Origin of the sequence: Pseudomonas sp. MWU16-30322 (genome assembly GCF_020515535.1) — a bacterium.
Classification (GTDB): domain Bacteria; phylum Pseudomonadota; class Gammaproteobacteria; order Pseudomonadales; family Pseudomonadaceae; genus Aquipseudomonas; species Aquipseudomonas fluorescens_H.
Genome location: NZ_JAIWYL010000009.1, coordinates 20973 through 41123, shown reverse-complemented (window position 1 = coordinate 41123; position 20151 = coordinate 20973). Strand labels below are relative to the sequence as shown.

31 protein-coding genes are annotated in these 20151 nt (G+C 56.2%); 1 reads left to right on the top strand and 30 read right to left on the bottom strand.

The window, feature by feature from the left end; translation table 11 throughout:
* The gene (locus tag LCH64_RS19300) at positions 1-1398 is read right to left on the bottom strand and encodes an MFS transporter (RefSeq protein ID WP_226501004.1); all 1398 of its coding nucleotides are present in this window, start codon (positions 1396-1398) and stop codon (positions 1-3) included.
* 191 nt (positions 1399-1589) lie between these two features.
* Between LCH64_RS19300 and uvrA the strand changes: the two genes are divergently transcribed.
* On the top strand, positions 1590-4424 hold the full coding sequence (uvrA, locus tag LCH64_RS19295; protein WP_003228713.1) for an excinuclease ABC subunit UvrA: 2835 nt from the start codon (positions 1590-1592) through the stop codon (positions 4422-4424).
* Positions 4425-4488: 64 nt separating this feature from the next.
* Here the strand turns inward: uvrA and bfr are convergent, their stop codons facing one another.
* From bfr to rplC, 29 genes are all read right to left on the bottom strand, one after another.
* Positions 4489-4953, bottom strand: coding sequence for a bacterioferritin (gene bfr / locus LCH64_RS19290; RefSeq protein WP_025109504.1), 465 nt, complete (start codon positions 4951-4953; stop codon positions 4489-4491).
* Positions 4954-5103: 150 nt separating this feature from the next.
* Positions 5104-6558, bottom strand: a complete 1455-nt coding sequence (locus LCH64_RS19285) for a catalase (RefSeq protein WP_226501003.1) — start codon at positions 6556-6558, stop codon at positions 5104-5106.
* A gap of 240 nt (positions 6559-6798) precedes the next feature.
* On the bottom strand, positions 6799-7185 hold the full coding sequence (gene rplQ, locus LCH64_RS19280; RefSeq protein ID WP_003176402.1) for a 50S ribosomal protein L17: 387 nt from the start codon (positions 7183-7185) through the stop codon (positions 6799-6801).
* Between the two features lie 42 nt (positions 7186-7227).
* Positions 7228-8229, bottom strand: coding sequence for a DNA-directed RNA polymerase subunit alpha (gene rpoA / locus LCH64_RS19275; RefSeq protein WP_003186012.1), 1002 nt, complete (start codon positions 8227-8229; stop codon positions 7228-7230).
* Positions 8230-8251: 22 nt separating this feature from the next.
* Entirely contained in the window at positions 8252-8872 is a 621-nt protein-coding gene (gene rpsD / locus LCH64_RS19270; protein ID WP_003176404.1) for a 30S ribosomal protein S4, read from the bottom strand.
* 18 nt (positions 8873-8890) lie between these two features.
* Positions 8891-9280, bottom strand: coding sequence for a 30S ribosomal protein S11 (gene rpsK / locus LCH64_RS19265; RefSeq protein WP_002555466.1), 390 nt, complete (start codon positions 9278-9280; stop codon positions 8891-8893).
* Between the two features lie 30 nt (positions 9281-9310).
* Positions 9311-9667 (bottom strand): 30S ribosomal protein S13, encoded by a 357-nt coding sequence (gene rpsM / locus LCH64_RS19260; RefSeq protein WP_008374135.1) that lies wholly within the window; start codon positions 9665-9667, stop codon positions 9311-9313.
* Between the two features lie 130 nt (positions 9668-9797).
* The gene (gene rpmJ, locus LCH64_RS19255) at positions 9798-9914 is read right to left on the bottom strand and encodes a 50S ribosomal protein L36 (protein ID WP_002555468.1); all 117 of its coding nucleotides are present in this window, start codon (positions 9912-9914) and stop codon (positions 9798-9800) included.
* Positions 9915-9941: 27 nt separating this feature from the next.
* Entirely contained in the window at positions 9942-11270 is a 1329-nt protein-coding gene (gene secY / locus LCH64_RS19250; RefSeq protein WP_003228718.1) for a preprotein translocase subunit SecY, read from the bottom strand.
* A complete protein-coding gene (rplO, locus tag LCH64_RS19245; protein WP_003228720.1) occupies positions 11271-11708 on the bottom strand; it encodes a 50S ribosomal protein L15 in 438 nt (145 codons plus the stop codon). It lies immediately after the preceding gene.
* A 3-nt stretch (positions 11709-11711) separates the two neighbouring features.
* Positions 11712-11888, bottom strand: a complete 177-nt coding sequence (gene rpmD / locus LCH64_RS19240; RefSeq protein ID WP_003176408.1) for a 50S ribosomal protein L30 — start codon at positions 11886-11888, stop codon at positions 11712-11714.
* 2 nt (positions 11889-11890) lie between these two features.
* Positions 11891-12391, bottom strand: coding sequence for a 30S ribosomal protein S5 (gene rpsE / locus LCH64_RS19235; RefSeq protein WP_003176409.1), 501 nt, complete (start codon positions 12389-12391; stop codon positions 11891-11893).
* A gap of 3 nt (positions 12392-12394) precedes the next feature.
* Positions 12395-12745, bottom strand: a complete 351-nt coding sequence (gene rplR, locus LCH64_RS19230) for a 50S ribosomal protein L18 (RefSeq protein ID WP_003186037.1) — start codon at positions 12743-12745, stop codon at positions 12395-12397.
* 10 nt (positions 12746-12755) lie between these two features.
* Positions 12756-13289: a 50S ribosomal protein L6 gene (rplF, locus tag LCH64_RS19225; RefSeq protein WP_003228722.1), complete on the bottom strand. Its 534-nt coding sequence runs from the start codon at positions 13287-13289 to the stop codon at positions 12756-12758.
* 12 nt (positions 13290-13301) lie between these two features.
* A complete protein-coding gene (gene rpsH / locus LCH64_RS19220; protein WP_003228724.1) occupies positions 13302-13694 on the bottom strand; it encodes a 30S ribosomal protein S8 in 393 nt (130 codons plus the stop codon).
* A 209-nt stretch (positions 13695-13903) separates the two neighbouring features.
* Positions 13904-14209 (bottom strand): 30S ribosomal protein S14, encoded by a 306-nt coding sequence (gene rpsN / locus LCH64_RS19215; RefSeq protein ID WP_003228726.1) that lies wholly within the window; start codon positions 14207-14209, stop codon positions 13904-13906.
* 13 nt (positions 14210-14222) lie between these two features.
* Positions 14223-14762 (bottom strand): 50S ribosomal protein L5, encoded by a 540-nt coding sequence (gene rplE, locus LCH64_RS19210; RefSeq protein WP_003210069.1) that lies wholly within the window; start codon positions 14760-14762, stop codon positions 14223-14225.
* A 20-nt stretch (positions 14763-14782) separates the two neighbouring features.
* Positions 14783-15097, bottom strand: coding sequence for a 50S ribosomal protein L24 (gene rplX / locus LCH64_RS19205; protein ID WP_003186046.1), 315 nt, complete (start codon positions 15095-15097; stop codon positions 14783-14785).
* Positions 15098-15108: 11 nt separating this feature from the next.
* Positions 15109-15477 carry a 50S ribosomal protein L14 gene (rplN, locus tag LCH64_RS19200; RefSeq protein WP_002555479.1) on the bottom strand — a complete coding sequence of 123 codons (369 nt, stop codon included), beginning with the start codon at positions 15475-15477 and terminating at the stop codon, positions 15109-15111.
* A gap of 23 nt (positions 15478-15500) precedes the next feature.
* A complete protein-coding gene (gene rpsQ / locus LCH64_RS19195; protein WP_003194644.1) occupies positions 15501-15767 on the bottom strand; it encodes a 30S ribosomal protein S17 in 267 nt (88 codons plus the stop codon).
* Between the two features lie 2 nt (positions 15768-15769).
* Positions 15770-15961, bottom strand: a complete 192-nt coding sequence (gene rpmC, locus LCH64_RS19190) for a 50S ribosomal protein L29 (protein ID WP_002555481.1) — start codon at positions 15959-15961, stop codon at positions 15770-15772.
* Positions 15961-16374 (bottom strand): 50S ribosomal protein L16, encoded by a 414-nt coding sequence (gene rplP / locus LCH64_RS19185; RefSeq protein WP_003228729.1) that lies wholly within the window; start codon positions 16372-16374, stop codon positions 15961-15963. Before rplP ends, rpmC begins: the two co-directional genes overlap by 1 nt.
* A gap of 12 nt (positions 16375-16386) precedes the next feature.
* Entirely contained in the window at positions 16387-17073 is a 687-nt protein-coding gene (gene rpsC, locus LCH64_RS19180) for a 30S ribosomal protein S3 (protein WP_003176422.1), read from the bottom strand.
* A 13-nt stretch (positions 17074-17086) separates the two neighbouring features.
* Positions 17087-17419, bottom strand: a complete 333-nt coding sequence (gene rplV / locus LCH64_RS19175) for a 50S ribosomal protein L22 (RefSeq protein WP_003103908.1) — start codon at positions 17417-17419, stop codon at positions 17087-17089.
* A gap of 11 nt (positions 17420-17430) precedes the next feature.
* Positions 17431-17706, bottom strand: a complete 276-nt coding sequence (rpsS, locus tag LCH64_RS19170; RefSeq protein ID WP_003228731.1) for a 30S ribosomal protein S19 — start codon at positions 17704-17706, stop codon at positions 17431-17433.
* Positions 17707-17722: 16 nt separating this feature from the next.
* Positions 17723-18547: a 50S ribosomal protein L2 gene (gene rplB, locus LCH64_RS19165; RefSeq protein WP_003228734.1), complete on the bottom strand. Its 825-nt coding sequence runs from the start codon at positions 18545-18547 to the stop codon at positions 17723-17725.
* Between the two features lie 14 nt (positions 18548-18561).
* Positions 18562-18861: a 50S ribosomal protein L23 gene (gene rplW / locus LCH64_RS19160; protein ID WP_002555488.1), complete on the bottom strand. Its 300-nt coding sequence runs from the start codon at positions 18859-18861 to the stop codon at positions 18562-18564.
* Positions 18858-19460, bottom strand: a complete 603-nt coding sequence (gene rplD / locus LCH64_RS19155; protein ID WP_003228735.1) for a 50S ribosomal protein L4 — start codon at positions 19458-19460, stop codon at positions 18858-18860. Before rplD ends, rplW begins: the two co-directional genes overlap by 4 nt.
* A gap of 12 nt (positions 19461-19472) precedes the next feature.
* Positions 19473-20108 carry a 50S ribosomal protein L3 gene (rplC, locus tag LCH64_RS19150; RefSeq protein WP_003228738.1) on the bottom strand — a complete coding sequence of 212 codons (636 nt, stop codon included), beginning with the start codon at positions 20106-20108 and terminating at the stop codon, positions 19473-19475.
* Positions 20109-20151 lie beyond the last annotated feature (43 nt).

Sequence of the window (20151 nt, the reverse complement as noted above, 5' to 3'; positions counted from 1 at the left end):
CTAGGCTTCGCAAGCAGCCTCGGCCGGGTTGTTCACCAGGCGTTCGAGGGTGTCGCGATCCACTAATTCTTTGTCCAGTTTGATGTAAACAGCCGCTTCATCAGCAACTATCACTGCATCTGTTACCCCTACGAGGGCCTTGAGGCGCTCGACCAGACCCGCTTCGCGGATCGCCTCGGGCGACAACGGCAAGCGCAGGCTCGTCACGTAGGGAGGTTCGCGCATGGTAACAGCAAAGGCCAGCCAGATGGCAGCCAGACCGGCACATCCAAGGAACACAACCGACAGACCGCCATGCTGAAACAGCCAGCCGCCGAGTATCCCGCCGAGTGCCGAACCGAGGAACTGGCTGGTGGAATACACGCCCATCGCCGTGCCCTTCCCGCCTGCCGGTGAAACCTTGCTGATCAGCGACGGCAACGAAGCTTCCAGCAGATTGAACGCGGTGAAGAACACCACCGTGCCGATCACCAGGGCCCGCAAGCTGTCACCGAACTGCCAGAAGAATAGCTCAGTGAGCATCAACGTCAGGACGGCACCGAGCAAAATTCGTTTCATTTTGCGTTTTTTCTCGCCGTAGATGATGAACGGGATCATGGCGAAGAAAGAGATCAGTAGCGCAGTCAGATAAACCCACCAGTGCTGCTCCTTGGGCAACCCGGCCTTTTCCACCAGTGCCAGCGGCAGGGCGACGAAGCTCGACATCAACATCGCGTGCAACACAAAAATGCCCAGATCCAGACGCAGCAGGTCCGGATGTCTGAGCGTCGGCATCAAGGCCTGACGCGCCACGCCGGATTCACGATGGCTCAACGGCCCGGTGGATTTCGGCACCATGAACATCACGATGACGATCCCGAACAGGGCCATGCCGCCCGTCGCGAGGAACAGCCCGGACAGGCCGAATGCACGGGTCAGCAGCGGCCCGACCACCATGGCCACGGCGAACGACAGGCCGATGGTCATGCCGATCATCGCCATGGCTTTGGTGCGGTGTTGTTCACGGGTCAGGTCGGAGAGCAGGGCCATCACCGCGGCAGAAATCGCCCCGGCGCCCTGCAAGATGCGCCCGGCGATCACGCCCCAGATCGAATCGGCCTGGGCCGCCAGTACACTGCCGAGGGCGAAGACCACCAGCCCGAGGAAAATCACCGGACGCCGGCCGATGCGGTCGGAAATGATCCCGAACGGAATCTGGAAAATCGCCTGGGTCAGGCCGTAAGCGCCAATCGCCAGCCCGATCAGGGCCGGGGTCGCTCCCGCCAGGTCCATGCCGTAGGTCGCCAGTACCGGCAACACCATGAACATGCCAAGCATACGGAAGGCGAACACCAGGGCCAGACCGCTCGCTGCGCGGGTCTCGCTGCCACTCATGCGTTCGCTGTGGGGATCGTGCATGGAAAAACCTCGTGTGAACCGGCGGCGATTCTACCAGTCCCATCGAAAGACGGGGTATATCGCGACGCTATGACGCGTATAGATGAAACTCTCTTCATGCAAGGTAAAAAACCCTTCGTTTGATAGTGTGCATCCATCCAGTATTTGCCCGTATACTCCTACGTTTTCGACGCCCGCCGAGCGAGGCCACTTTGGACAAGATCCTGATACGTGGGGCCCGTACCCACAACTTGAAGAACATCGACCTGACCCTGCCACGGGACAAGCTGATCGTCATCACCGGCCTGTCCGGATCCGGCAAGTCGTCCCTGGCCTTCGACACGCTATACGCCGAAGGTCAGCGCCGCTATGTCGAATCCCTGTCGGCCTACGCCCGACAGTTCCTGTCGATGATGGAAAAGCCCGATGTCGACACCATTGAAGGTTTGTCGCCGGCCATCTCCATCGAACAGAAGTCGACCTCGCACAACCCGCGCTCCACGGTTGGCACCATCACCGAAATCTACGACTACCTGCGTCTGCTCTATGCACGCGTAGGTACGCCGCGCTGCCCCGATCACGACATTCCGCTGGAAGCGCAGACCGTCAGCCAGATGGTCGACCTGGTGCTGGCCCAGCCGGAAGGCAGCAAACTGATGTTGCTGGCCCCGGTGATCCGCGAGCGCAAGGGCGAACACTTGTCGGTGTTCGAAGAACTGCGCGCCCAAGGCTTCGTCCGCGCCCGGGTCAACGGCCGCATTTGCGAGCTCGACGAACTGCCGAAACTGGACAAGCAGAAGAAGCACTCGATCGATGTGATCGTCGACCGTTTCAAGGTACGTGCCGACCTGCAGCAGCGTCTGGCCGAATCGTTCGAGACCGCACTGAAGCTGGCGGACGGCATTGCCTTGGTGGCGCCGATGGACGATGAGCCGGGCGAAGAGATGATCTTCTCCGCGCGCTTCGCCTGCCCGATCTGTGGCCACGCCATCAGCGAGCTGGAGCCGAAGCTGTTCTCCTTCAACAACCCCGCCGGCGCCTGCCCGACCTGCGATGGTCTGGGCGTGAAGCAGTTCTTCGACATCAAGCGCCTGGTCAATGGTGAACTGACTCTCGCCGAGGGCGCAATTCGCGGCTGGGACCGGCGCAACGTCTATTACTTCCAGATGCTCGGCTCGCTGGCTTCGCATTACAAGTTCAGCCTGGAGAAGCCGTTCAACGAGCTGACCGCCGAACAGCAGAAACACATTCTGCATGGCAGCGGCTCACAGAATGTCGACTTCAAATATCTGAACGATCGCGGCGACATCGTCAAACGTTCGCACCCGTTCGAAGGCATCGTGCCGAACCTTGAGCGTCGCTACCGCGAAACCGAATCGGCCAGCGTGCGTGAAGAACTGGCCAAGTTCCTCAGCACCCAGGCCTGCCCGGATTGCCGCGGCACTCGTCTGCGCCGCGAAGCGCGGCACGTGTGGGTTGGCGAGAAAACCCTGCCGGCAGTGACCAACCTGCCGATTGGCGATGCCTGCGAATACTTCGGCGAGCTGAAGATGACCGGCCGTCGCGGCGAAATCGCCGACAAGATCCTCAAGGAAATCCGCGAGCGTCTGCAGTTCCTGGTCAACGTCGGCCTCGACTATCTATCGCTGGATCGCAGTGCCGACACCCTGTCCGGTGGCGAGGCGCAGCGCATTCGTCTGGCGAGCCAGATCGGCGCCGGTCTGGTCGGGGTGCTGTACATCCTCGACGAACCGTCCATTGGTCTGCACCAGCGCGATAACGACCGTTTGCTCGGCACCCTCAAGCACCTGCGCGACATCGGCAACACGGTGATCGTGGTCGAGCACGACGAAGACGCGATTCGCCTGGCCGATTATGTGGTGGATATCGGCCCGGGCGCCGGGGTGCACGGCGGGCAGATCGTGGCTGAAGGTACGCCGGCCGAAGTCATGGCGCACCCGGATTCCCTGACCGGTAAATACCTGTCGGGCCGGGTGAAGATCGAAGTGCCGGCCAAACGCACGCCGCGTAACAAGAAGCTGACGCTGTCGCTCAAGGGCGCGCGCGGCAACAACCTGCGCAACGTCGACCTGGAAATCCCGATCGGCCTGCTGACCTGCGTGACCGGCGTTTCCGGCTCGGGCAAATCGACGCTGATCAACAACACGCTGTTCCCGTTGAGCGCTACTGCACTTAATGGTGCGACCACGCTGGAAGCGGCCGCGCACGACAGCATCAAAGGCCTGGAACATCTCGACAAAGTCGTCGACATTGACCAAAGCCCGATCGGCCGTACGCCGCGCTCCAATCCGGCCACCTACACCGGGCTGTTCACGCCGATCCGCGAACTGTTCGCCGGCGTTCCCGAGTCACGCTCCCGAGGTTACGGCCCGGGGCGTTTCTCGTTCAACGTCAAGGGCGGTCGCTGCGAGGCGTGCCAGGGCGACGGCTTGATCAAAGTGGAAATGCACTTCCTGCCGGACATCTACGTGCCCTGCGATGTGTGCAAGAGCAAGCGCTACAACCGCGAAACCCTTGAGATCAAATACAAGGGCAAGAGCATCCACGAAACCCTCGAGATGACCATCGAGGAAGCCCGGGAGTTCTTCGACGCGGTACCGGCGCTGGCGCGCAAGCTGCAGACGTTGATGGATGTGGGCCTGTCATACATCAAACTCGGGCAGTCGGCGACCACGCTGTCCGGTGGTGAAGCGCAACGGGTCAAGCTGTCACGCGAGCTGTCCAAGCGTGACACCGGCAAGACCCTGTATATCCTCGATGAGCCGACCACCGGCCTGCACTTCGCCGATATCCAGCAGTTGCTCGACGTGCTGCATCGCTTGCGCGACCACGGCAATACCGTGGTGGTGATCGAACACAACCTGGACGTCATCAAGACTGCCGACTGGTTGGTGGATCTCGGGCCGGAGGGCGGCTCCAAGGGTGGGCAGATCATCGCCACCGGCACGCCTGAGGAAGTGGCCGAGATGAAGCAGTCTCACACGGGTCATTACCTCAAGCCGTTGTTGATTCGCGACCGGGCTTAAAAGCCAGGAACGAAAAAGCCCCTGTCACTTCATCAATGACAGGGGCTTTTTTGTGTCTGTGCAATCAGGTGTGGGATTGCAGGTAATTCTCGAGACCGATGAGTTTGATCAGGCCCAACTGCTTTTCCAGCCAGTAGGTGTGATCTTCTTCGGTGTCGTTGAGCTGAATGCGCAGAATCTCGCGACTGACGTAGTCCTTGTGCTGCTCGCACAGCTCAATGCCTTTGCACAGTGCGGCGCGAACTTTGTATTCAAGACGCAGATCGGCTTCCAGCATTTCCGGCACGGTGGTACCGACGTCGAGATCGTCCGGGCGCATGCGCGGGGTGCCTTCGAGCATCAGGATCCGGCGCATCAGTGCGTCTGCGTGACCTGCTTCCTCTTCCATCTCGTGGTTGATTCGTTCGTAGAGCTTGGTGAAACCCCAGTCCTCATACATCCGCGAGTGCACAAAATATTGGTCACGCGCGGCCAGTTCGCCGGTCAGCAACGTGTTGAGGTAATCGATAACGTCTGGGTGGCCTTGCATCGCCCTACATCTCCCTGCTTGAAAGTCTGTAGTTTGAACCAAGCTGACCGGAAGGTCACCCGGTTTCGCGCAATAAAAGCGAAGATATTCTGAGAAAATCAGCCTAAATAACGCAAAAACCGCCCTAATGAGGGCGGTTCTGCTTCTCGTTTAGACTTCGTTAAGCTGTACGTTGAGCAGCTTTGCGACTGCTTCTCCATACACCGGGTCAGCTTTGAAGAAATGTTGCAACTGACGGTCAACCACATCAGGCGAAACACCATTCATGGCGCCGGCGATATTGCTGACCAGCAAGGCCTTCTGCTCGTCATTCATCAGGCGGAACAGCGCACCGGCGTGGCTGTAGTAGTCCGTATCTTCGCGATGATCGTAACGATCAGCAGCACCGCTCAAGGCCAGCGCGGGTTCGGCGTAGTGCGGGGCTTGTTTCGGTGATTCGATGTAGCTGTTCGGTTCGTAGTTGGGTGCTGCACCACCGTTGCTGCCGAACGCCATCGAACCGTCGCGCTGATAAGTGTTCACCGGGCTGCGCGGCGCGTTTACAGGCAATTGTTGGTGATTGGTACCCACGCGGTAACGGTGCGCATCGGCGTAAGCGAACACGCGGCCTTGCAGCATGCGATCCGGCGACAGACCGACACCGGGCACCATGTTGCTAGGGCCAAATGCAGCTTGCTCAACCTCGGCGAAGTAGTTCAGCGGATTGCGGTTCAGCTCCAGCTCACCGACTTCGATCAGTGGGAATTCCTTCTGCGACCAGGTCTTGGTCACATCGAACGGGTTCTCGTAATGTGCCGCAGCCTGAGCTTCGGTCATGATCTGAATGCACACACGCCATTTCGGGAAGTCGCCACGCTCGATGGCCTCGAACAGGTCACGCTGCGCGTAATCCGGATCGTTACCGGCCAGACGAGCAGCTTCAGCCGGCGCGAGATTCTTGATCCCTTGCTGGGTCTTGTAGTGCCATTTCACCCAGTGACGCTCGCCTCTTGCGTTGATCAGGCTGTAGGTGTGGCTGCCAAAACCGTGCATATGACGGTAGCCGTCGGGGATGCCGCGATCCGAGAACAGGATGGTCACCTGGTGCAGCGCTTCAGGCGAATGCGACCAGAAGTCCCACATCATTTGCGCGCTTTTCAGGTTGCTCTGCGGCAGACGCTTCTGGGTGTGGATAAAGTCGGGAAATTTCAGCGGGTCACGAATGAAGAACACCGGAGTATTGTTGCCAACGATGTCCCAGTTGCCTTCCTCGGTGTAAAACTTCAGAGCAAAACCGCGCGGATCACGCTCGGTGTCAGCCGAACCACGCTCACCGCCAACGGTAGAGAAACGCAGGAATGTCGGGGTTTGTTTGCCTACGGATTCGAACAGCTTGGCGCTGGTGTACTCGGTAATGTCGCGGGTAACAATAAAAGTACCGTAAGCACCCGAGCCTTTGGCGTGTACGCGGCGCTCAGGAATATTTTCACGGTTGAAATGGGCAAGCTTCTCGATCAGGTGAAAATCGTCGAGCAGCAACGGGCCACGAGGGCCGGCGGAGCGAGAATTCTGGTTATCAGCGACAGGTGCGCCACTGGCGGTCGTAAGCGTTTTGATCTGGCTCATACGGTCTTCTTCCTCTGTCAGTCTTGAAACTGCCGGCTAATCGGCTTGCTGGGAAGTATTGATCATCGATGTGACACCTACAAATTCATTAACTTGCAACCATCGATAGATAATTACTAATGATGTTTCCCAGCACATAGTGACAACTGAACAATGTCAGAAGCTTGTACGAACAGCGCTTTTTCTTGCGGACACAAAAAACCGGGCACTAGGCCCGGTTTTTCGTTTCAGACTGACGTCTTACTCGGCGGATACAGCTTCGCCAGCAGTAGCACGATCAACCAACTCGACGTACGCCATAGGCGCGTTGTCGCCAGCGCGGAAACCGCACTTGAGGATGCGCAGGTAGCCACCCTCACGGGTAGCGTAACGCTTGCCCAGGTCGTTGAAGAGCTTACCAACGATAGCTTTCGAACGAGTACGGTCGAAAGCCAGACGGCGGTTAGCCAGGCTGTCTGTCTTGGCCAGAGTGATCAGCGGCTCGGCAACGCGGCGCAGTTCTTTGGCTTTTGGCAGAGTAGTCTTGATCAGCTCGTGCTCGAACAACGACACCGCCATGTTTTGGAACATGGCCTTGCGGTGCGAGCTGGTGCGGCTCAGGTGACGCCCACTTTTACGATGACGCATGGTTCATTCCTTACCAAACACTACGTTCGGTGATTACGACGATCAGGCAGTCGCCTTGTCGTCCTTCTTAAGACTTGCAGGCGGCCAGTTGTCGAGGCGCATGCCGAGGGACAGACCGCGGGAGGCCAGAACGTCCTTGATTTCAGTCAAGGATTTCTTGCCCAGGTTCGGAGTCTTCAACAGCTCTACTTCGGTACGCTGAATCAGGTCACCGATGTAGTAGATGTTTTCCGCCTTAAGGCAGTTAGCCGAACGTACAGTCAGTTCCAGATCGTCAACCGGGCGAAGCAGGATCGGATCGATCTCGTCTTCCTGCTCGACAACCACTGGCTCACTGTCACCTTTGAGGTCGACGAACGCAGCCAACTGCTGTTGCAGGATGGTTGCAGCGCGGCGGATAGCCTCTTCAGGATCCAGAGTACCGTTGGTTTCCAGATCAATAACCAGCTTGTCCAGGTTGGTACGCTGCTCGACACGGGCGTTTTCCACCACGTATGCGATACGGCGAACCGGGCTGAACGAAGAGTCAAGCTGCAAGCGACCAATGCTGCGGCTTTCATCTTCATCGCTCTGACGCGAGTCGGCTGGTTCATAACCACGACCACGAGCTACGGTGAGCTTCATGTTCAGGGCGCCGTTAGACGCCAGGTTAGCGATTACGTGATCGGGGTTAACGATCTCGACATCATGATCCAGCTGAATATCGGCAGCGGTAACCACCCCCGAACCCTTCTTCGACAAGGTCAGCGTAACTTCGTCACGACCGTGCAGCTTGATGGCCAGACCTTTAAGGTTCAACAGGATTTCAATTACGTCTTCCTGTACACCTTCGATGGCGCTGTACTCGTGGAGCACACCGTCAATCTCGGCCTCGACTACTGCGCAGCCGGGCATTGAGGACAACAGGATGCGGCGCAGCGCGTTGCCCAGGGTGTGGCCAAAACCACGCTCGAGAGGCTCGAGAGTGATCTTGGCGCGGGTTGGACTGACAACCTGCACATCAATGTGGCGGGGTGTCAGGAACTCATTTACCGAAATCTGCATGGATGCACCTATTTTCTAGCCCTTACTTGGAGTAGAGCTCGACAATCAGGCTTTCGTTGATGTCGGCGGACAGATCACTGCGAGCAGGAACGTTCTTGAAAACGCCCGACTTCTTCTCAGTGTCTACTTCTACCCATTCTACGCGGCCACGTTGGGCACACAGATCGAGAGCTTGGACAATGCGAAGTTGGTTTTTTGCTTTCTCGCGAACTGCGACCACGTCACCAGCACGAACCTGATACGACGGAACGTTTACGGTCTGACCGTTAACGCTGATCGACTTGTGCGATACCAGCTGACGGGATTCGGCACGAGTCGAACCAAAGCCCATACGGTATACAACGTTGTCCAGACGGCATTCGAGCAGTTGCAGCAGGTTTTCACCGGTTGCACCTTTCTTGCCAGCAGCTTCTTTGTAGTAGCCGCTGAACTGACGCTCGAGAACGCCGTAAATACGACGGACCTTCTGCTTTTCACGCAGTTGGGTGCCGTAGTCGGACTGGCGACCGCGGCGTTGGCCGTGGATACCAGGTGCTGCTTCAATGTTGCACTTCGATTCGATCGCGCGCACGCCGCTCTTCAAGAAGAGATCGGTGCCTTCGCGACGAGCGAGTTTGCATTTTGGACCAATGTAACGAGCCATTCTTTACAATCTCCTGGATTACACGCGGCGCTTCTTCGGCGGACGGCACCCGTTGTGCGGGATTGGCGTCACGTCGGTGATGCTGGCGATCTTGTAGCCACAGCCGTTCAAAGCGCGGACTGCGGATTCACGACCTGGACCTGGACCCTTGACGTTAACGTCGAGGTTTTTCAGGCCGTATTCCAGCGCAGCTTGACCAGCACGCTCAGCAGCTACTTGAGCAGCGAACGGGGTGGACTTGCGGGAACCGCGGAAACCCGAACCACCGGAGGTAGCCCAGGAAAGAGCGTTACCTTGACGGTCGGTAATGGTCACGATGGTGTTGTTAAAAGAAGCATGGATGTGGGCGATGCCATCAACCACTGTCTTTTTAACTTTTTTACGAGGACGAGCAGCAGGTTTTGCCATGATTAAATTCCTGTCGATTCGCTGGGGCGATTACTTGCGGATCGGCTTACGCGGACCTTTACGGGTACGCGCGTTGGTCTTGGTACGCTGACCGCGTACTGGAAGACCGCGACGATGACGCAGACCGCGATAGCAACCGAGGTCCATCAAGCGCTTGATTTTCATGTTGATTTCGCGACGCAGGTCACCTTCAGTGGTGAACTTCGCCACTTCGCCACGCAGCTGTTCAATTTGCTCGTCGCTCAGATCTTTGATCTTTGCTGCTGGGTTTACCCCAGTGTCTGCACAGATTTTCTGCGCAGTAGTGCGACCAACACCATAGATGTAGGTCAGCGAGATAACAGTATGCTTGTTATCTGGAATGTTAACGCCTGCAATACGGGCCATTCAGTGGGACTCCAATTGACAGCTACCTACGCCCCGGAAGCCAAGAAATAGGGCGCGAGATAATATCGCTGTAATAACAAATAATCAACCCGGCAGCGCACTAGCTGCCGGGCTTGAAGCACAATCACACTCAGCCTTGGCGCTGTTTGTGACGCGGTTCCGCGCTGCAAATTACTCGAACAACACCTTCGCGGCGAATAATCTTGCAGTTACGGCACAGCTTTTTCACCGATGCACGAACTTTCATCACCAACTCCTCGAACCTTATGGGTACTCAGCGCAACATGCCGCTGCCGTAACCCTTCAGGTTGGCTTTCTTCATCAGGGATTCGTACTGGTGCGAAACGAGGTGCGATTGTACTTGGGACATGAAGTCCATCACAACCACGACCACGATCAGCAACGAGGTCCCGCCAAGGTAGAACGGAACGTTTGCTGCAACCACCAGGAACTGGGGCAACAGGCACACGGCCGTCATGTAAAGAGCACCGAACATGGTCAAGCGAGTCAGTACGCCATCAATGTAGCGCGCAGACTGCTCACCTGGACGGATGCCCGGAATAAAGGCACCGGACTTCTTCAGGTTTTCCGCTACGTCTTTCGGATTGAACATCAACGCCGTATAGAAGAAGCAGAAGAAAATAATCCCTGCACTAAACAGCAGAATATTCAACGGCTGACCAGGAGCGATCGACTGCGAGATGTCCTGCAACCAGCCCATACCTTCAGACTGACCAAACCAGGCACCCAACGAAGCCGGGAACAGCAAAATGCTGCTCGCGAAAATAGCCGGAATAACGCCGGCCATGTTCACCTTCAGCGGCAAGTGGCTTGTCTGCGCAGCAAAAACCTTGCGGCCCTGCTGACGCTTGGCGTAGTGAACAGCGATACGACGCTGACCACGCTCAATGAACACCACGAAACCGATAATCGCTACTGCCAGCAAACCGATGGCAACCAAGGCGAAGATATTGATATCACCCTGACGCGCAGACTCGAAAGACTGCCCGATTGCTCTCGGAAGACCGGCGACGATACCCGAAAAAATCAACATCGAGATACCGTTGCCTACACCACGCTCAGTAATCTGCTCACCCAGCCACATCATGAACATCGCACCAGCCACAAAAGTGGATACCGCGACGAAATGGAAGCCAAAGTCACCAGTGAACGCAACGCCCTGCCCCGCCAGACCAATGGACATGCCAATAGCCTGAACGAGAGCGAGGACGACGGTGCCGTAGCGGGTGTACTGGCTGATCTTGCGACGGCCAGCTTCACCTTCCTTCTTCAACTGCTCCAGCTGCGGGCTGACGGCTGTCATCAGTTGCATGATGATCGATGCCGAAATGTACGGCATGATCCCCAGTGCAAAGATGCTCATCCGTTCCAGCGCGCCGCCGGAGAACATGTTGAACAAGCTAAGAATGGTCCCCTCATTCTGTCGAAACAGGTCTGCGAGTCGGTCAGGGTTGATACCTGGAACCGGGATGTGTGCGCCTATTCGGTAGACGATAATCGCCAGGAACAGAAAACGCAGACGAGCCCAGAGTTCAGACATACCGCCTTTGCCGAGCGCAGAGAGAGCACCTTGCTTAGCCATTTATTCCTCGAACTTGCCGCCAGCTGCTTCGATAGCCGCACGCGCACCTTTGGTGGCGCCGATTCCCTTGCCGATAGTGACAGCGCGAGTCACTTCACCGGACAGCATGATTTTCACACGCTGTACGTTGACGTTGATCACGTTGGCATCTTTCAGGGACTGCACGGTGACGATGTCGCCTTCCACTTTAGCCAGCTCGGACAGACGCACTTCTGCGCGGTCCATGGCTTTCAGGGAAACGAAACCGAACTTCGGCAGGCGACGATGCAGCGGCTGTTGACCGCCTTCAAAGCCTGGAGCAATGGTGCCACCGGAGCGGGAGGTCTGACCTTTGTGGCCGCGGCCACCAGTCTTACCCAAACCGCTACCGATACCACGGCCCGGACGATGCTTTTCGCGACGGGAACCCGGCGCTGGACTCAGATCATTGAGTTTCATCGATTAACCCTCGACACGCAGCATGTAGTAGGCCTTGTTGATCATCCCGCGATTCTCGGGAGTATCCTGGACTTCTACAGTGTGACCGATGCGACGCAGACCCAGACCCTTAACGCACAGTTTGTGGTTAGGGATGCGGCCGGTCATGCTTTTGATCAGCGTTACTTTAACGGTAGCCATGATCAGAAGATCTCCTTGACAGTCAAGCCACGCTTGGCAGCGATGGACTCAGGAGATTGCATGGCTTTCAGACCCTTGAAAGTGGCGTGAACCACGTTTACCGGGTTAGTCGAGCCGTAGCACTTGGCCAGAACGTTCTGAACGCCAGCAACTTCGAGGACAGCACGCATAGCGCCGCCAGCGATGATACCGGTACCTTCAGAAGCAGGCTGCATGTACACCTTCGAAGCGCCGTGAGCGGACTTCATTGCGTACTGCAGGGTAGTGCCGTTCAGGTCAACTTGAATCATGTTGCGGCGAGCAGCTTCCATTGCCTTCTGGATCGCAGCAGGCACTTCACGCGACTTGCCACGGCCGAAGCCAACACGCCCTTTACCATCACCAACCACGGTCAACGCGGTGAAAGTGAAGATACGGCCGCCTTTAACGGTTTTGGCTACGCGGTTAACTTGAACCAGCTTCTCGATGTAGCCTTCGTCGCGCTTTTGGTCGTTATTTGACATAACTTAGAACTCCAGCCCAGCTTCACGAGCAGCATCAGCCAGCGCTTTAACGCGGCCGTGGTACTTGAAGCCAGAGCGGTCGAAAGCCACCTGCGAGACGCCAGCGGCCTTAGCACGCGTAGCGACCAGCTGGCCAACCTTAGTGGCCGCGTCGATGTTGCCAGTGGCGCCATCACGCAGTTCTTTATCCAAAGTCGAGGCGCTTGCCAGGACTTTGTTGCCGTCGGCCGAAATGACCTGGGCGTAGATGTGCTGCGAAGAGCGGAACACGCAGAGACGCACGACTTCGAGTTCGTGCATTTTCAGGCGTGCTTTGCGAGCGCGACGCAGTCGAGTAACTTTTTTGTCGGTCATTTGCTATGCCCTACTTCTTCTTGGCTTCTTTACGACGGACGACTTCGTCCGCGTAGCGCACACCTTTGCCTTTGTACGGCTCTGGTGGACGGAAGTCGCGGATCTCGGCGGCCACTTGACCTACCAGCTGCTTGTCGATGCCCTTGATCAGGATATCGGTCTGGCTAGGAGTCTCAGCGGTGATGCCTTCCGGCAGTTCGTAATCCACTGGGTGCGAGAAGCCAAGAGCCAGGTTCAGCACCTGACCTTTTGCTTGCGCCTTGTAACCAACACCGACCAGCTGGAGCTTACGCTCGAAGCCTTGGCTTACGCCTTGGACCATGTTGTTTACCAACGCACGCGTGGTACCGGCCATTGCGCGAGTCTGTTGATCGCCATTGCGAGCAGCGAAACGCAGCTCACCAGCTTCTTCAACGATCTCAACGGACGAATGGATGTTCAGTTCAAGAGTACCCTTGGCACCCTTCACCGAAAGCTGTTGGCCTGCGAATTTTACTTCGACACCGGCTGGCAGCTTAACGGGGTTCTTAGCGACGCGAGACATGCTTATCCCCCCTTAGAACACAGTGCAAAGAACTTCGCCGCCGACACCGGCAGCGCGCGCAGCACGATCAGTCATCACACCTTTGTTGGTGGAGACGATAGACACACCGAGACCGCCACGTACTTTAGGCAGATCTTCGACGGACTTGTACTGACGCAGGCCTGGACGGCTAACGCGCTTGACTTCTTCGATAACCGGACGGCCTTCGAAATATTTCAGCTCGATAGACAGCAGTGGTTTGGTTTCGCTGCTGATCTGATAACCCGCGATGTAACCTTCGTCCTTCAGGACTTTAGCTACAGCCACCTTCAACGTGGAAGAAGGCATGCTTACGACGGACTTTTCAGCCATCTGGGCATTACGGATTCGAGTTAGCATGTCCGCTAACGGGTCCTGCATACTCATGGGCTAGACGCTCCTAATACAGAAAAATTAGCCTTGCGGCTACTACTTGTCGCCGAGAAACTCCGGGCATGAAAAACACGGGCTCAGGCGAGCCGGTCATTCTAGACACACCCCAGAAATGAATCAAGCCCCAAAAGGGGCTTGATTCAGATTCAAGGCCACCGATGGTCAGGTTCTTGCGACCCCGACCATCAAGGCTTTGACAGCGATTACCAGCTGGCTTTAACCAGACCTGGAACGTCACCACGCATTGCCGCTTCACGCAGTTTGTTACGGCCCAGGCCGAACTTGCGGTAAACGCCGTGCGGACGACCAGTCAGGCGGCAACGGTTACGCATGCGCGAAGCGCTTGCGTCACGTGGTTGCTTCTGCAGAGCTACGGTAGCTTCCCAACGCGCTTCTGGACTTGCGTTCAGATCGACGATGATAGCTTTCAGCGCTGCACGCTTGGTGGCGTACTTGGCAACAGTGAGCTGACGCTTCAGCTCACGGTTTTTCATGCTCTTCTTGGCCATTTTCCTACTCCAATCAGTTGCGGAACGGGAATTTGAAAGCACGCAGCAGAGCGCGGCCTTCATCATCGTTCTTGGCAGTGGTGGTCAGGGTAATGTCCAGACCGCGGAGAGCATCGATCTTGTCGTAGTCGATTTCCGGGAAAATGATCTGCTCTTTCACGCCCATGCTGTAGTTGCCACGACCATCGAAGGACTTGGCATTCAGGCCGCGGAAGTCGCGAACCCGAGGCAGGGAGATCGACAGCAGACGATCCAGGAACTCGTACATACGCTCACGGCGCAGAGTCACCTTGACGCCGATCGGCCATCCTTCACGGACTTTAAAGCCAGCGATGGATTTACGAGCGTAGGTCACAACGACTTTTTGGCCGGTGATCTTTTCCAGGTCAGCAACAGCGTGCTCGATGACTTTTTTGTCGCCGATCGCTTCGCCCAGACCCATGTTCAGGGTGATTTTGGTAACGCGCGGAACTTCCATCACGTTCGAAAGCTTAAGTTCTTCCTTAAGTTTCGGAGCGATTTCCTTCCGGTAAATCTCTTTTAGTCGTGCCATGGTCTTCTACCTAGCAGTGTTCAAGCATCAACCGCTTTTTGGGTCGACTTGAAGACACGAATTTTCTTACCGTCTTCTACTTTGAAACCAACGCGGTCAGCCTTGTTGGTTTCGCCGTTGAAGATGGCGACGTTGGAAGCGTGCAGTGGCGCTTCTTTCTCGACGATACCGCCCTGTACGCCCGACATCGGGTTAGGCTTGGTATGACGCTTGACCAGGTTCAGACCACCAACAACCAGACGGTTGTCAGCAAGAACCTTCAGCACCTTACCGCGCTTACCTTTGTCTTTGCCGGCGATCACGATGATCTCGTCGTCACGACGAATCTTTTGCATGTCGGATCTCCTTACAGCACTTCTGGGGCGAGCGAGACGATCTTCATGAACTTCTCAGTACGAAGTTCACGGGTCACTGGCCCAAAGATACGGGTGCCGATCGGCTCTTGCTTGTTGTTCAGAAGAACAGCAGCGTTGCCATCAAAGCGGATAATGGAGCCATCAGCACGACGTACGCCGTGACGAGTGCGGACTACAACAGCAGTCATCACTTGGCCTTTTTTCACCTTACCGCGAGGAATTGCTTCCTTCACGGTAACTTTGATGATGTCACCGATACCAGCGTAACGACGATGGGAGCCACCCAGCACCTTGATGCACATAACGCGGCGAGCGCCGCTGTTATCGGCCACATCGAGCATGGATTGAGTCTGAATCATATAATTTCTCCGACCCCTAGCCCTTAGACTTCCACAGCGCGTTCGAGAACATCAACCAGCGCCCAAGACTTGGTCTTGGCCATCGGACGAGTTTCACGAATAGTGACTTTGTCGCCGATGTGGCACTGATTGGTTTCGTCGTGCGCGTGCAGCTTAGTCGAACGCTTAACGTATTTACCGTAGATCGGGTGCTTAACGCGACGCTCGATCAGAACGGTGATGGTTTTGTCCATCTTGTCGCTGACAACACGGCCAGTCAGCGTACGGACAGTTTTTTCGGCTTCAGCCATGATCACTTACCTGCCTGCTGGTTGAGCACAGTCTTCACGCGAGCGATGTCACGCTTAACTTGCGAGAGCAGATGAGACTGCCCCAACTGGCCAGTTGCTTTCTGCATGCGCAGATTGAACTGGTCGCGCAGCAAGCCGAGCAGTTGCTCGTTCAGCTGCTGTGCGGATTTTTCACGAAGTTCATTCGCTTTCATCACATCACCGTCCGTTTAACAAAGGAGGTGGCGAGCGGCAGCTTTGCAGCAGCCAGGGCGAAAGCCTCACGCGCCAGCTCTTCAGAAACACCCTCGATCTCATACAGGACTTTACCTGGCTGAATCTGGGCAACCCAGTACTCCACGTTACCCTTACCTTTACCCATACGAACCTCGAGAGGTTTTTTGGAGATCGGCTTGTCCGGGAATACACGGATCCAGATCTTGCCGCCACGTTTTACGTGACGGGTCAGAGCACGACGCGCTGACTCGATCTGACGAGCGGTGAGACGACCACGAGCAACAGACTTCAGCGCGAACTCGCCGAAGCTGACTTTGCTACCGCGCAGTGCCAGACCACGGTTGTGGCCGGTCATCTGCTTGCGGAACTTCGTACGCTTTGGTTGCAACATTTGGCGTACCCCTTACTTAGCAGCTTTTTTACGAGGCGCTGGTGCTTGTGGCTTCAGCTCTTCTTGGCGACCACCAATTACTTCGCCTTTGAAGATCCAAACCTTTACACCGATCACACCATAAGTGGTGTGAGCTTCGTAGTTGGCATAGTCGATGTCGGCACGCAGGGTGTGCAGTGGCACACGACCTTCGCGATACCATTCAGTACGTGCGATTTCAGCACCGCCGAGACGACCGCTCACTTGGATTTTGATGCCTTTGGCACCAATGCGCATGGCGTTCTGTACTGCGCGCTTCATAGCGCGACGGAACATTACGCGACGCTCCAGCTGCTGAGCTACGCTCTGCGCAACCAGCATACCGTCGAGTTCCGGCTTGCGGATCTCTTCGATATTGATGTGCACAGGCACACCCATTTGCTTGGTCAGGTCCTGACGCAGTTTCTCAACATCTTCACCTTTCTTCCCGATAACGATACCTGGACGAGCGGTGTGGATGGTGATACGTGCAGTTTGGGCCGGACGATGGATATCGATACGGCTTACGGACGCGCTTTTTAGTTTGTCTTGGAGATACTCACGCACCTTCAGATCAGCGAACAAGTAGTCCGCATAAGTCCGACCGTCTGCGTACCAGACGGAGGTGTGCTCCTTGACGATTCCCAGGCGAATGCCAATGGGATGTACTTTCTGACCCATCTCTTCGACTCCGTTACTTGTCAGCAACCTTGACAGTGATATGGCAAGACCGCTTGACGATGCGATCAGCACGGCCTTTGGCACGTGGCATGATGCGCTTCAGCGAACGCCCTTCGTTGACGAAAACGGTGCTTACCTTCAGGTCATCAACGTCTGCGCCTTCGTTATGCTCGGCGTTGGCTACGGCCGACTCCAGCACTTTTTTCATGATCTCGGCGGCTTTCTTACTGCTGAAAGCCAACAGGTTGAGCGCTTCGCCCACCTTCTTCCCGCGGATCTGGTCGGCGACCAAGCGGGCTTTCTGGGCGGAGATTCGAGCGCCCGACAACTTAGCGGCTACTTCCATTTCCTTACCCCTTAACGCTTGGCTTTCTTGTCAGCCACGTGCCCACGATAAGTGCGGGTACCGGCGAACTCGCCCAGTTTATGGCCAACCATGTCTTCGTTCACGAGAACTGGGACGTGCTGACGGCCGTTGTGTACTGCGATGGTCAGACCGACCATTTGTGGCAGGATCATCGAACGACGCGACCAGGTTTTAATTGGTTTGCGATCGTTCTTTTCCGCCGCCACTTCGATCTTCTTCAGTAGGTGAAGATCAATAAAAGGACCTTTTTTCAGAGAACGTGGCACTGTCGTATCCCTCTATTTACTTGCGACGACGGACGATCATTTTGTCGGTACGCTTATTACCACGAGTCTTCGCGCCCTTAGTCGGGAAGCCCCATGGCGATACCGGATGACGACCACCAGAGGTACGACCTTCACCACCACCATGTGGGTGGTCAACCGGGTTCATGGCAACACCACGAACGGTTGGGCGAACGCCACGCCAGCGTTTGGCACCAGCTTTACCCAGCGAACGCAGGCTGTGCTCGGAGTTCGAGACTTCGCCCAGGGTCGCACGGCATTCAGCCAGGACTTTACGCATTTCACCGGAACGCAGACGCAGGGTAACGTACACGCCTTCACGAGCGATCAGCTGAGCCGAAGCACCAGCGGAACGAGCGATCTGTGCGCCTTTACCTGGCTTCAGTTCGATGCCGTGTACGGTAGAACCGACTGGAATGTTGCGCAGTTGCAGAGCGTTGCCTGGCTTGATTGGAGCCAGAGCGCCTGCGATCAGCTGGTCGCCAGCACTCACGCCTTTAGGGGCGATGATGTAGCGGCGCTCGCCGTCTGCGTAGCAGAGCAGTGCGATGTGAGCAGTACGGTTTGGATCGTATTCGATACGCTCGACAGTGGCGACGATGCCATCTTTGTCGTTGCGACGGAAATCGACCATACGGTAATGCTGCTTATGACCACCACCGATGTGACGAGTGGTAATACGGCCATTGTTGTTACGACCACCAGTCTTCGATTTTTTCTCGAGCAGCGGTGCGTGAGGAGCGCCTTTATGCAGCTCCTGGTTGACCACCTTGACCACAAAACGGCGGCCAGGGGAAGTCGGTTTGCATTTAACGATTGCCATGATGCACCCCTTCCTTACTCAGCACTGCTGCTGAAATCGAGATCTTGGCCTGGCTGAAGGGAGATAACTGCCTTCTTCCAGTCATTACGCTTGCCCAGACCGCGAGCAGTGCGCTTGCTCTTACCCAGAACGTTCAGGGTAGTGACGCGCTCTACTTTCACACTGAACAGGCTTTCGACGGCCTTCTTGATTTCCAGCTTGGTTGCATCAGTAGCAACCTTGAAAACGAACTGGCCTTTCTTGTCTGCCAGAACCGTAGCCTTCTCGGAAACGTGCGGGCCAAGCAGAACTTTAAATACGCGTTCCTGGTTCATCCCAGCAGCTCCTCGAATTTCTTCACGGCCGACACGGTGATCAACACCTTGTCGTATGCGATCAGACTAACTGGATCGGAACCTTGCACGTCACGTACATCTACGTGTGGCAGGTTACGAGCAGCCAGGTACAGGTTCTGATCAACAGCGTCCGACACGATGAGAACATCGGTCAGGCTCATGTTGTTCAGCTTGCCCAGCAGATCTTTGGTTTTCGGAGTTTCAACAGCGAAATCCTGAACCACGACCAGACGATCAGTACGCACCAGCTCAGCAAGGATGGAACGCATTGCTGCGCGATACATCTTCTTGTTCAGCTTCTGGGAGTGATCCTGTGGACGAGCTGCGAAAGTGGTACCGCCGCCACGCCAGATTGGGCTACGGATAGTACCGGCACGAGCACGGCCAGTACCTTTCTGACGCCATGGGCGCTTGCCGCCACCACGAACGTCGGAACGGGTCTTTTGCTGCTTGCTACCTTGACGGCCGCCGGCCATGTAGGCCACGACTGCTTGGTGAACCAGCGTCTCGTTGAATTCGCCGCCAAATGTCAGTTCGGAAACTTCGATCGCTTGAGCGTCATTTACATTTAATTGCATGTCAGCTTCCCCTTAACCGCGAGCCTTGGCTGCTGGACGTACAACCAGGTTGCCGCCAGTAGCGCCAGGAACAGCGCCCTTGACCAACAACAGATTGCGTTCAGCGTCCACGCGCACTACTTCCAGGGACTGCACGGTCACGCGCTCAGCGCCCATATGACCGGACATTTTTTTGCCCTTGAATACACGACCAGGAGTCTGGCACTGGCCGATAGAGCCTGGGACGCGGTGGGATACGGAGTTACCGTGGGTGTTATCTTGCCCGCGGAAATTCCAACGCTTGATCGTACCCTGGAAGCCTTTACCTTTGGACTGACCGGTTACATCAACCAGTTGACCAGCGGCGAAGATTTCAGCGTTGATCAGATCGCCAGCCTGGTACTCGCCTTCTTCAAGACGGAATTCCATGGTAGTGCGACCAGCGGCAACGTTCGCTTTAGCGAAGTGGCCAGCCTGAGCTGCTGTTACACGCGAAGCACGACGCTCGCCGACAGTGACTTGCACTGCACGATAGCCATCGGTCTCTTCAGTTTTGAACTGGGTGACGCGATTCGGTTCGATCTCAATGACCGTGACCGGAATGGAGACACCTTCTTCGGTGAAAATACGGGTCATACCGCATTTACGACCGACTACACCAATAGTCATGTTGTAAACCTCATGAGTGTACGGGGCTTTCACCCGCTATGGC

What these genes read in the sequence shown, in the direction of transcription:
- rpmJ (WP_002555468.1), bottom strand. Translation starts at nt 9,914, where the DNA reads ATGAAAGTTCGTGCATCGGTGAAAAAGCTGTGCCGTAACTGCAAGATT.
- rpsE (WP_003176409.1), bottom strand. Translation starts at nt 12,391, where the DNA reads ATGTCAAATAACGACCAAAAGCGCGACGAAGGCTACATCGAGAAGCTG.
- rplW (WP_002555488.1), bottom strand. Translation starts at nt 18,861, where the DNA reads ATGAACCAGGAACGCGTATTTAAAGTTCTGCTTGGCCCGCACGTTTCC.
- rpsK (WP_002555466.1), bottom strand. Translation starts at nt 9,280, where the DNA reads ATGGCAAAACCTGCTGCTCGTCCTCGTAAAAAAGTTAAAAAGACAGTG.
- rplR (WP_003186037.1), bottom strand. Translation starts at nt 12,745, where the DNA reads ATGACCGACAAAAAAGTTACTCGACTGCGTCGCGCTCGCAAAGCACGC.
- rpsQ (WP_003194644.1), bottom strand. Translation starts at nt 15,767, where the DNA reads ATGGCTGAAGCCGAAAAAACTGTCCGTACGCTGACTGGCCGTGTTGTC.
- rpsD (WP_003176404.1), bottom strand. Translation starts at nt 8,872, where the DNA reads ATGGCTCGTTACATTGGTCCAAAATGCAAACTCGCTCGTCGCGAAGGC.
- rplF (WP_003228722.1), bottom strand. Translation starts at nt 13,289, where the DNA reads ATGTCTCGCGTCGCTAAGAACCCCGTTAAGCTGCCAGCCGGTGTCGAA.
- rplV (WP_003103908.1), bottom strand. Translation starts at nt 17,419, where the DNA reads ATGGAAGTAGCCGCTAAGTTGTCGGGCGCTCGAATCTCCGCCCAGAAA.
- rplB (WP_003228734.1), bottom strand. Translation starts at nt 18,547, where the DNA reads ATGGCAATCGTTAAATGCAAACCGACTTCCCCTGGCCGCCGTTTTGTG.
- rplC (WP_003228738.1), bottom strand. Translation starts at nt 20,108, where the DNA reads ATGACTATTGGTGTAGTCGGTCGTAAATGCGGTATGACCCGTATTTTC.
- rplQ (WP_003176402.1), bottom strand. Translation starts at nt 7,185, where the DNA reads ATGCGTCATCGTAAAAGTGGGCGTCACCTGAGCCGCACCAGCTCGCAC.
- rplN (WP_002555479.1), bottom strand. Translation starts at nt 15,477, where the DNA reads ATGATTCAGACTCAATCCATGCTCGATGTGGCCGATAACAGCGGCGCT.
- rpmD (WP_003176408.1), bottom strand. Translation starts at nt 11,888, where the DNA reads ATGGCTACCGTTAAAGTAACGCTGATCAAAAGCATGACCGGCCGCATC.
- LCH64_RS19300 (WP_226501004.1), bottom strand. Translation starts at nt 1,398, where the DNA reads ATGCACGATCCCCACAGCGAACGCATGAGTGGCAGCGAGACCCGCGCA.
- rpmC (WP_002555481.1), bottom strand. Translation starts at nt 15,961, where the DNA reads ATGAAAGCGAATGAACTTCGTGAAAAATCCGCACAGCAGCTGAACGAG.
- rpoA (WP_003186012.1), bottom strand. Translation starts at nt 8,229, where the DNA reads ATGCAGATTTCGGTAAATGAGTTCCTGACACCCCGCCACATTGATGTG.
- rpsM (WP_008374135.1), bottom strand. Translation starts at nt 9,667, where the DNA reads ATGGCCCGTATTGCAGGCGTTAACATTCCAGATAACAAGCATACTGTT.
- secY (WP_003228718.1), bottom strand. Translation starts at nt 11,270, where the DNA reads ATGGCTAAGCAAGGTGCTCTCTCTGCGCTCGGCAAAGGCGGTATGTCT.
- rplO (WP_003228720.1), bottom strand. Translation starts at nt 11,708, where the DNA reads ATGAAACTCAATGATCTGAGTCCAGCGCCGGGTTCCCGTCGCGAAAAG.
- rpsN (WP_003228726.1), bottom strand. Translation starts at nt 14,209, where the DNA reads ATGGCCAAGAAGAGCATGAAAAACCGTGAGCTGAAGCGTCAGCTCACT.
- rplE (WP_003210069.1), bottom strand. Translation starts at nt 14,762, where the DNA reads ATGGCACGACTAAAAGAGATTTACCGGAAGGAAATCGCTCCGAAACTT.
- LCH64_RS19285 (WP_226501003.1), bottom strand. Translation starts at nt 6,558, where the DNA reads ATGAGCCAGATCAAAACGCTTACGACCGCCAGTGGCGCACCTGTCGCT.
- rpsC (WP_003176422.1), bottom strand. Translation starts at nt 17,073, where the DNA reads ATGGGTCAGAAAGTACATCCCATTGGCATTCGCCTGGGAATCGTCAAG.
- rplX (WP_003186046.1), bottom strand. Translation starts at nt 15,097, where the DNA reads ATGCAAAAGATTCGTCGTGACGACGAGATCATCGTGATCGCCGGCAAA.
- rplP (WP_003228729.1), bottom strand. Translation starts at nt 16,374, where the DNA reads ATGTTGCAACCAAAGCGTACGAAGTTCCGCAAGCAGATGACCGGCCAC.
- rpsH (WP_003228724.1), bottom strand. Translation starts at nt 13,694, where the DNA reads ATGAGTATGCAGGACCCGTTAGCGGACATGCTAACTCGAATCCGTAAT.
- bfr (WP_025109504.1), bottom strand. Translation starts at nt 4,953, where the DNA reads ATGCAAGGCCACCCAGACGTTATCGATTACCTCAACACGTTGCTGACC.
- rplD (WP_003228735.1), bottom strand. Translation starts at nt 19,460, where the DNA reads ATGCAATTAAATGTAAATGACGCTCAAGCGATCGAAGTTTCCGAACTG.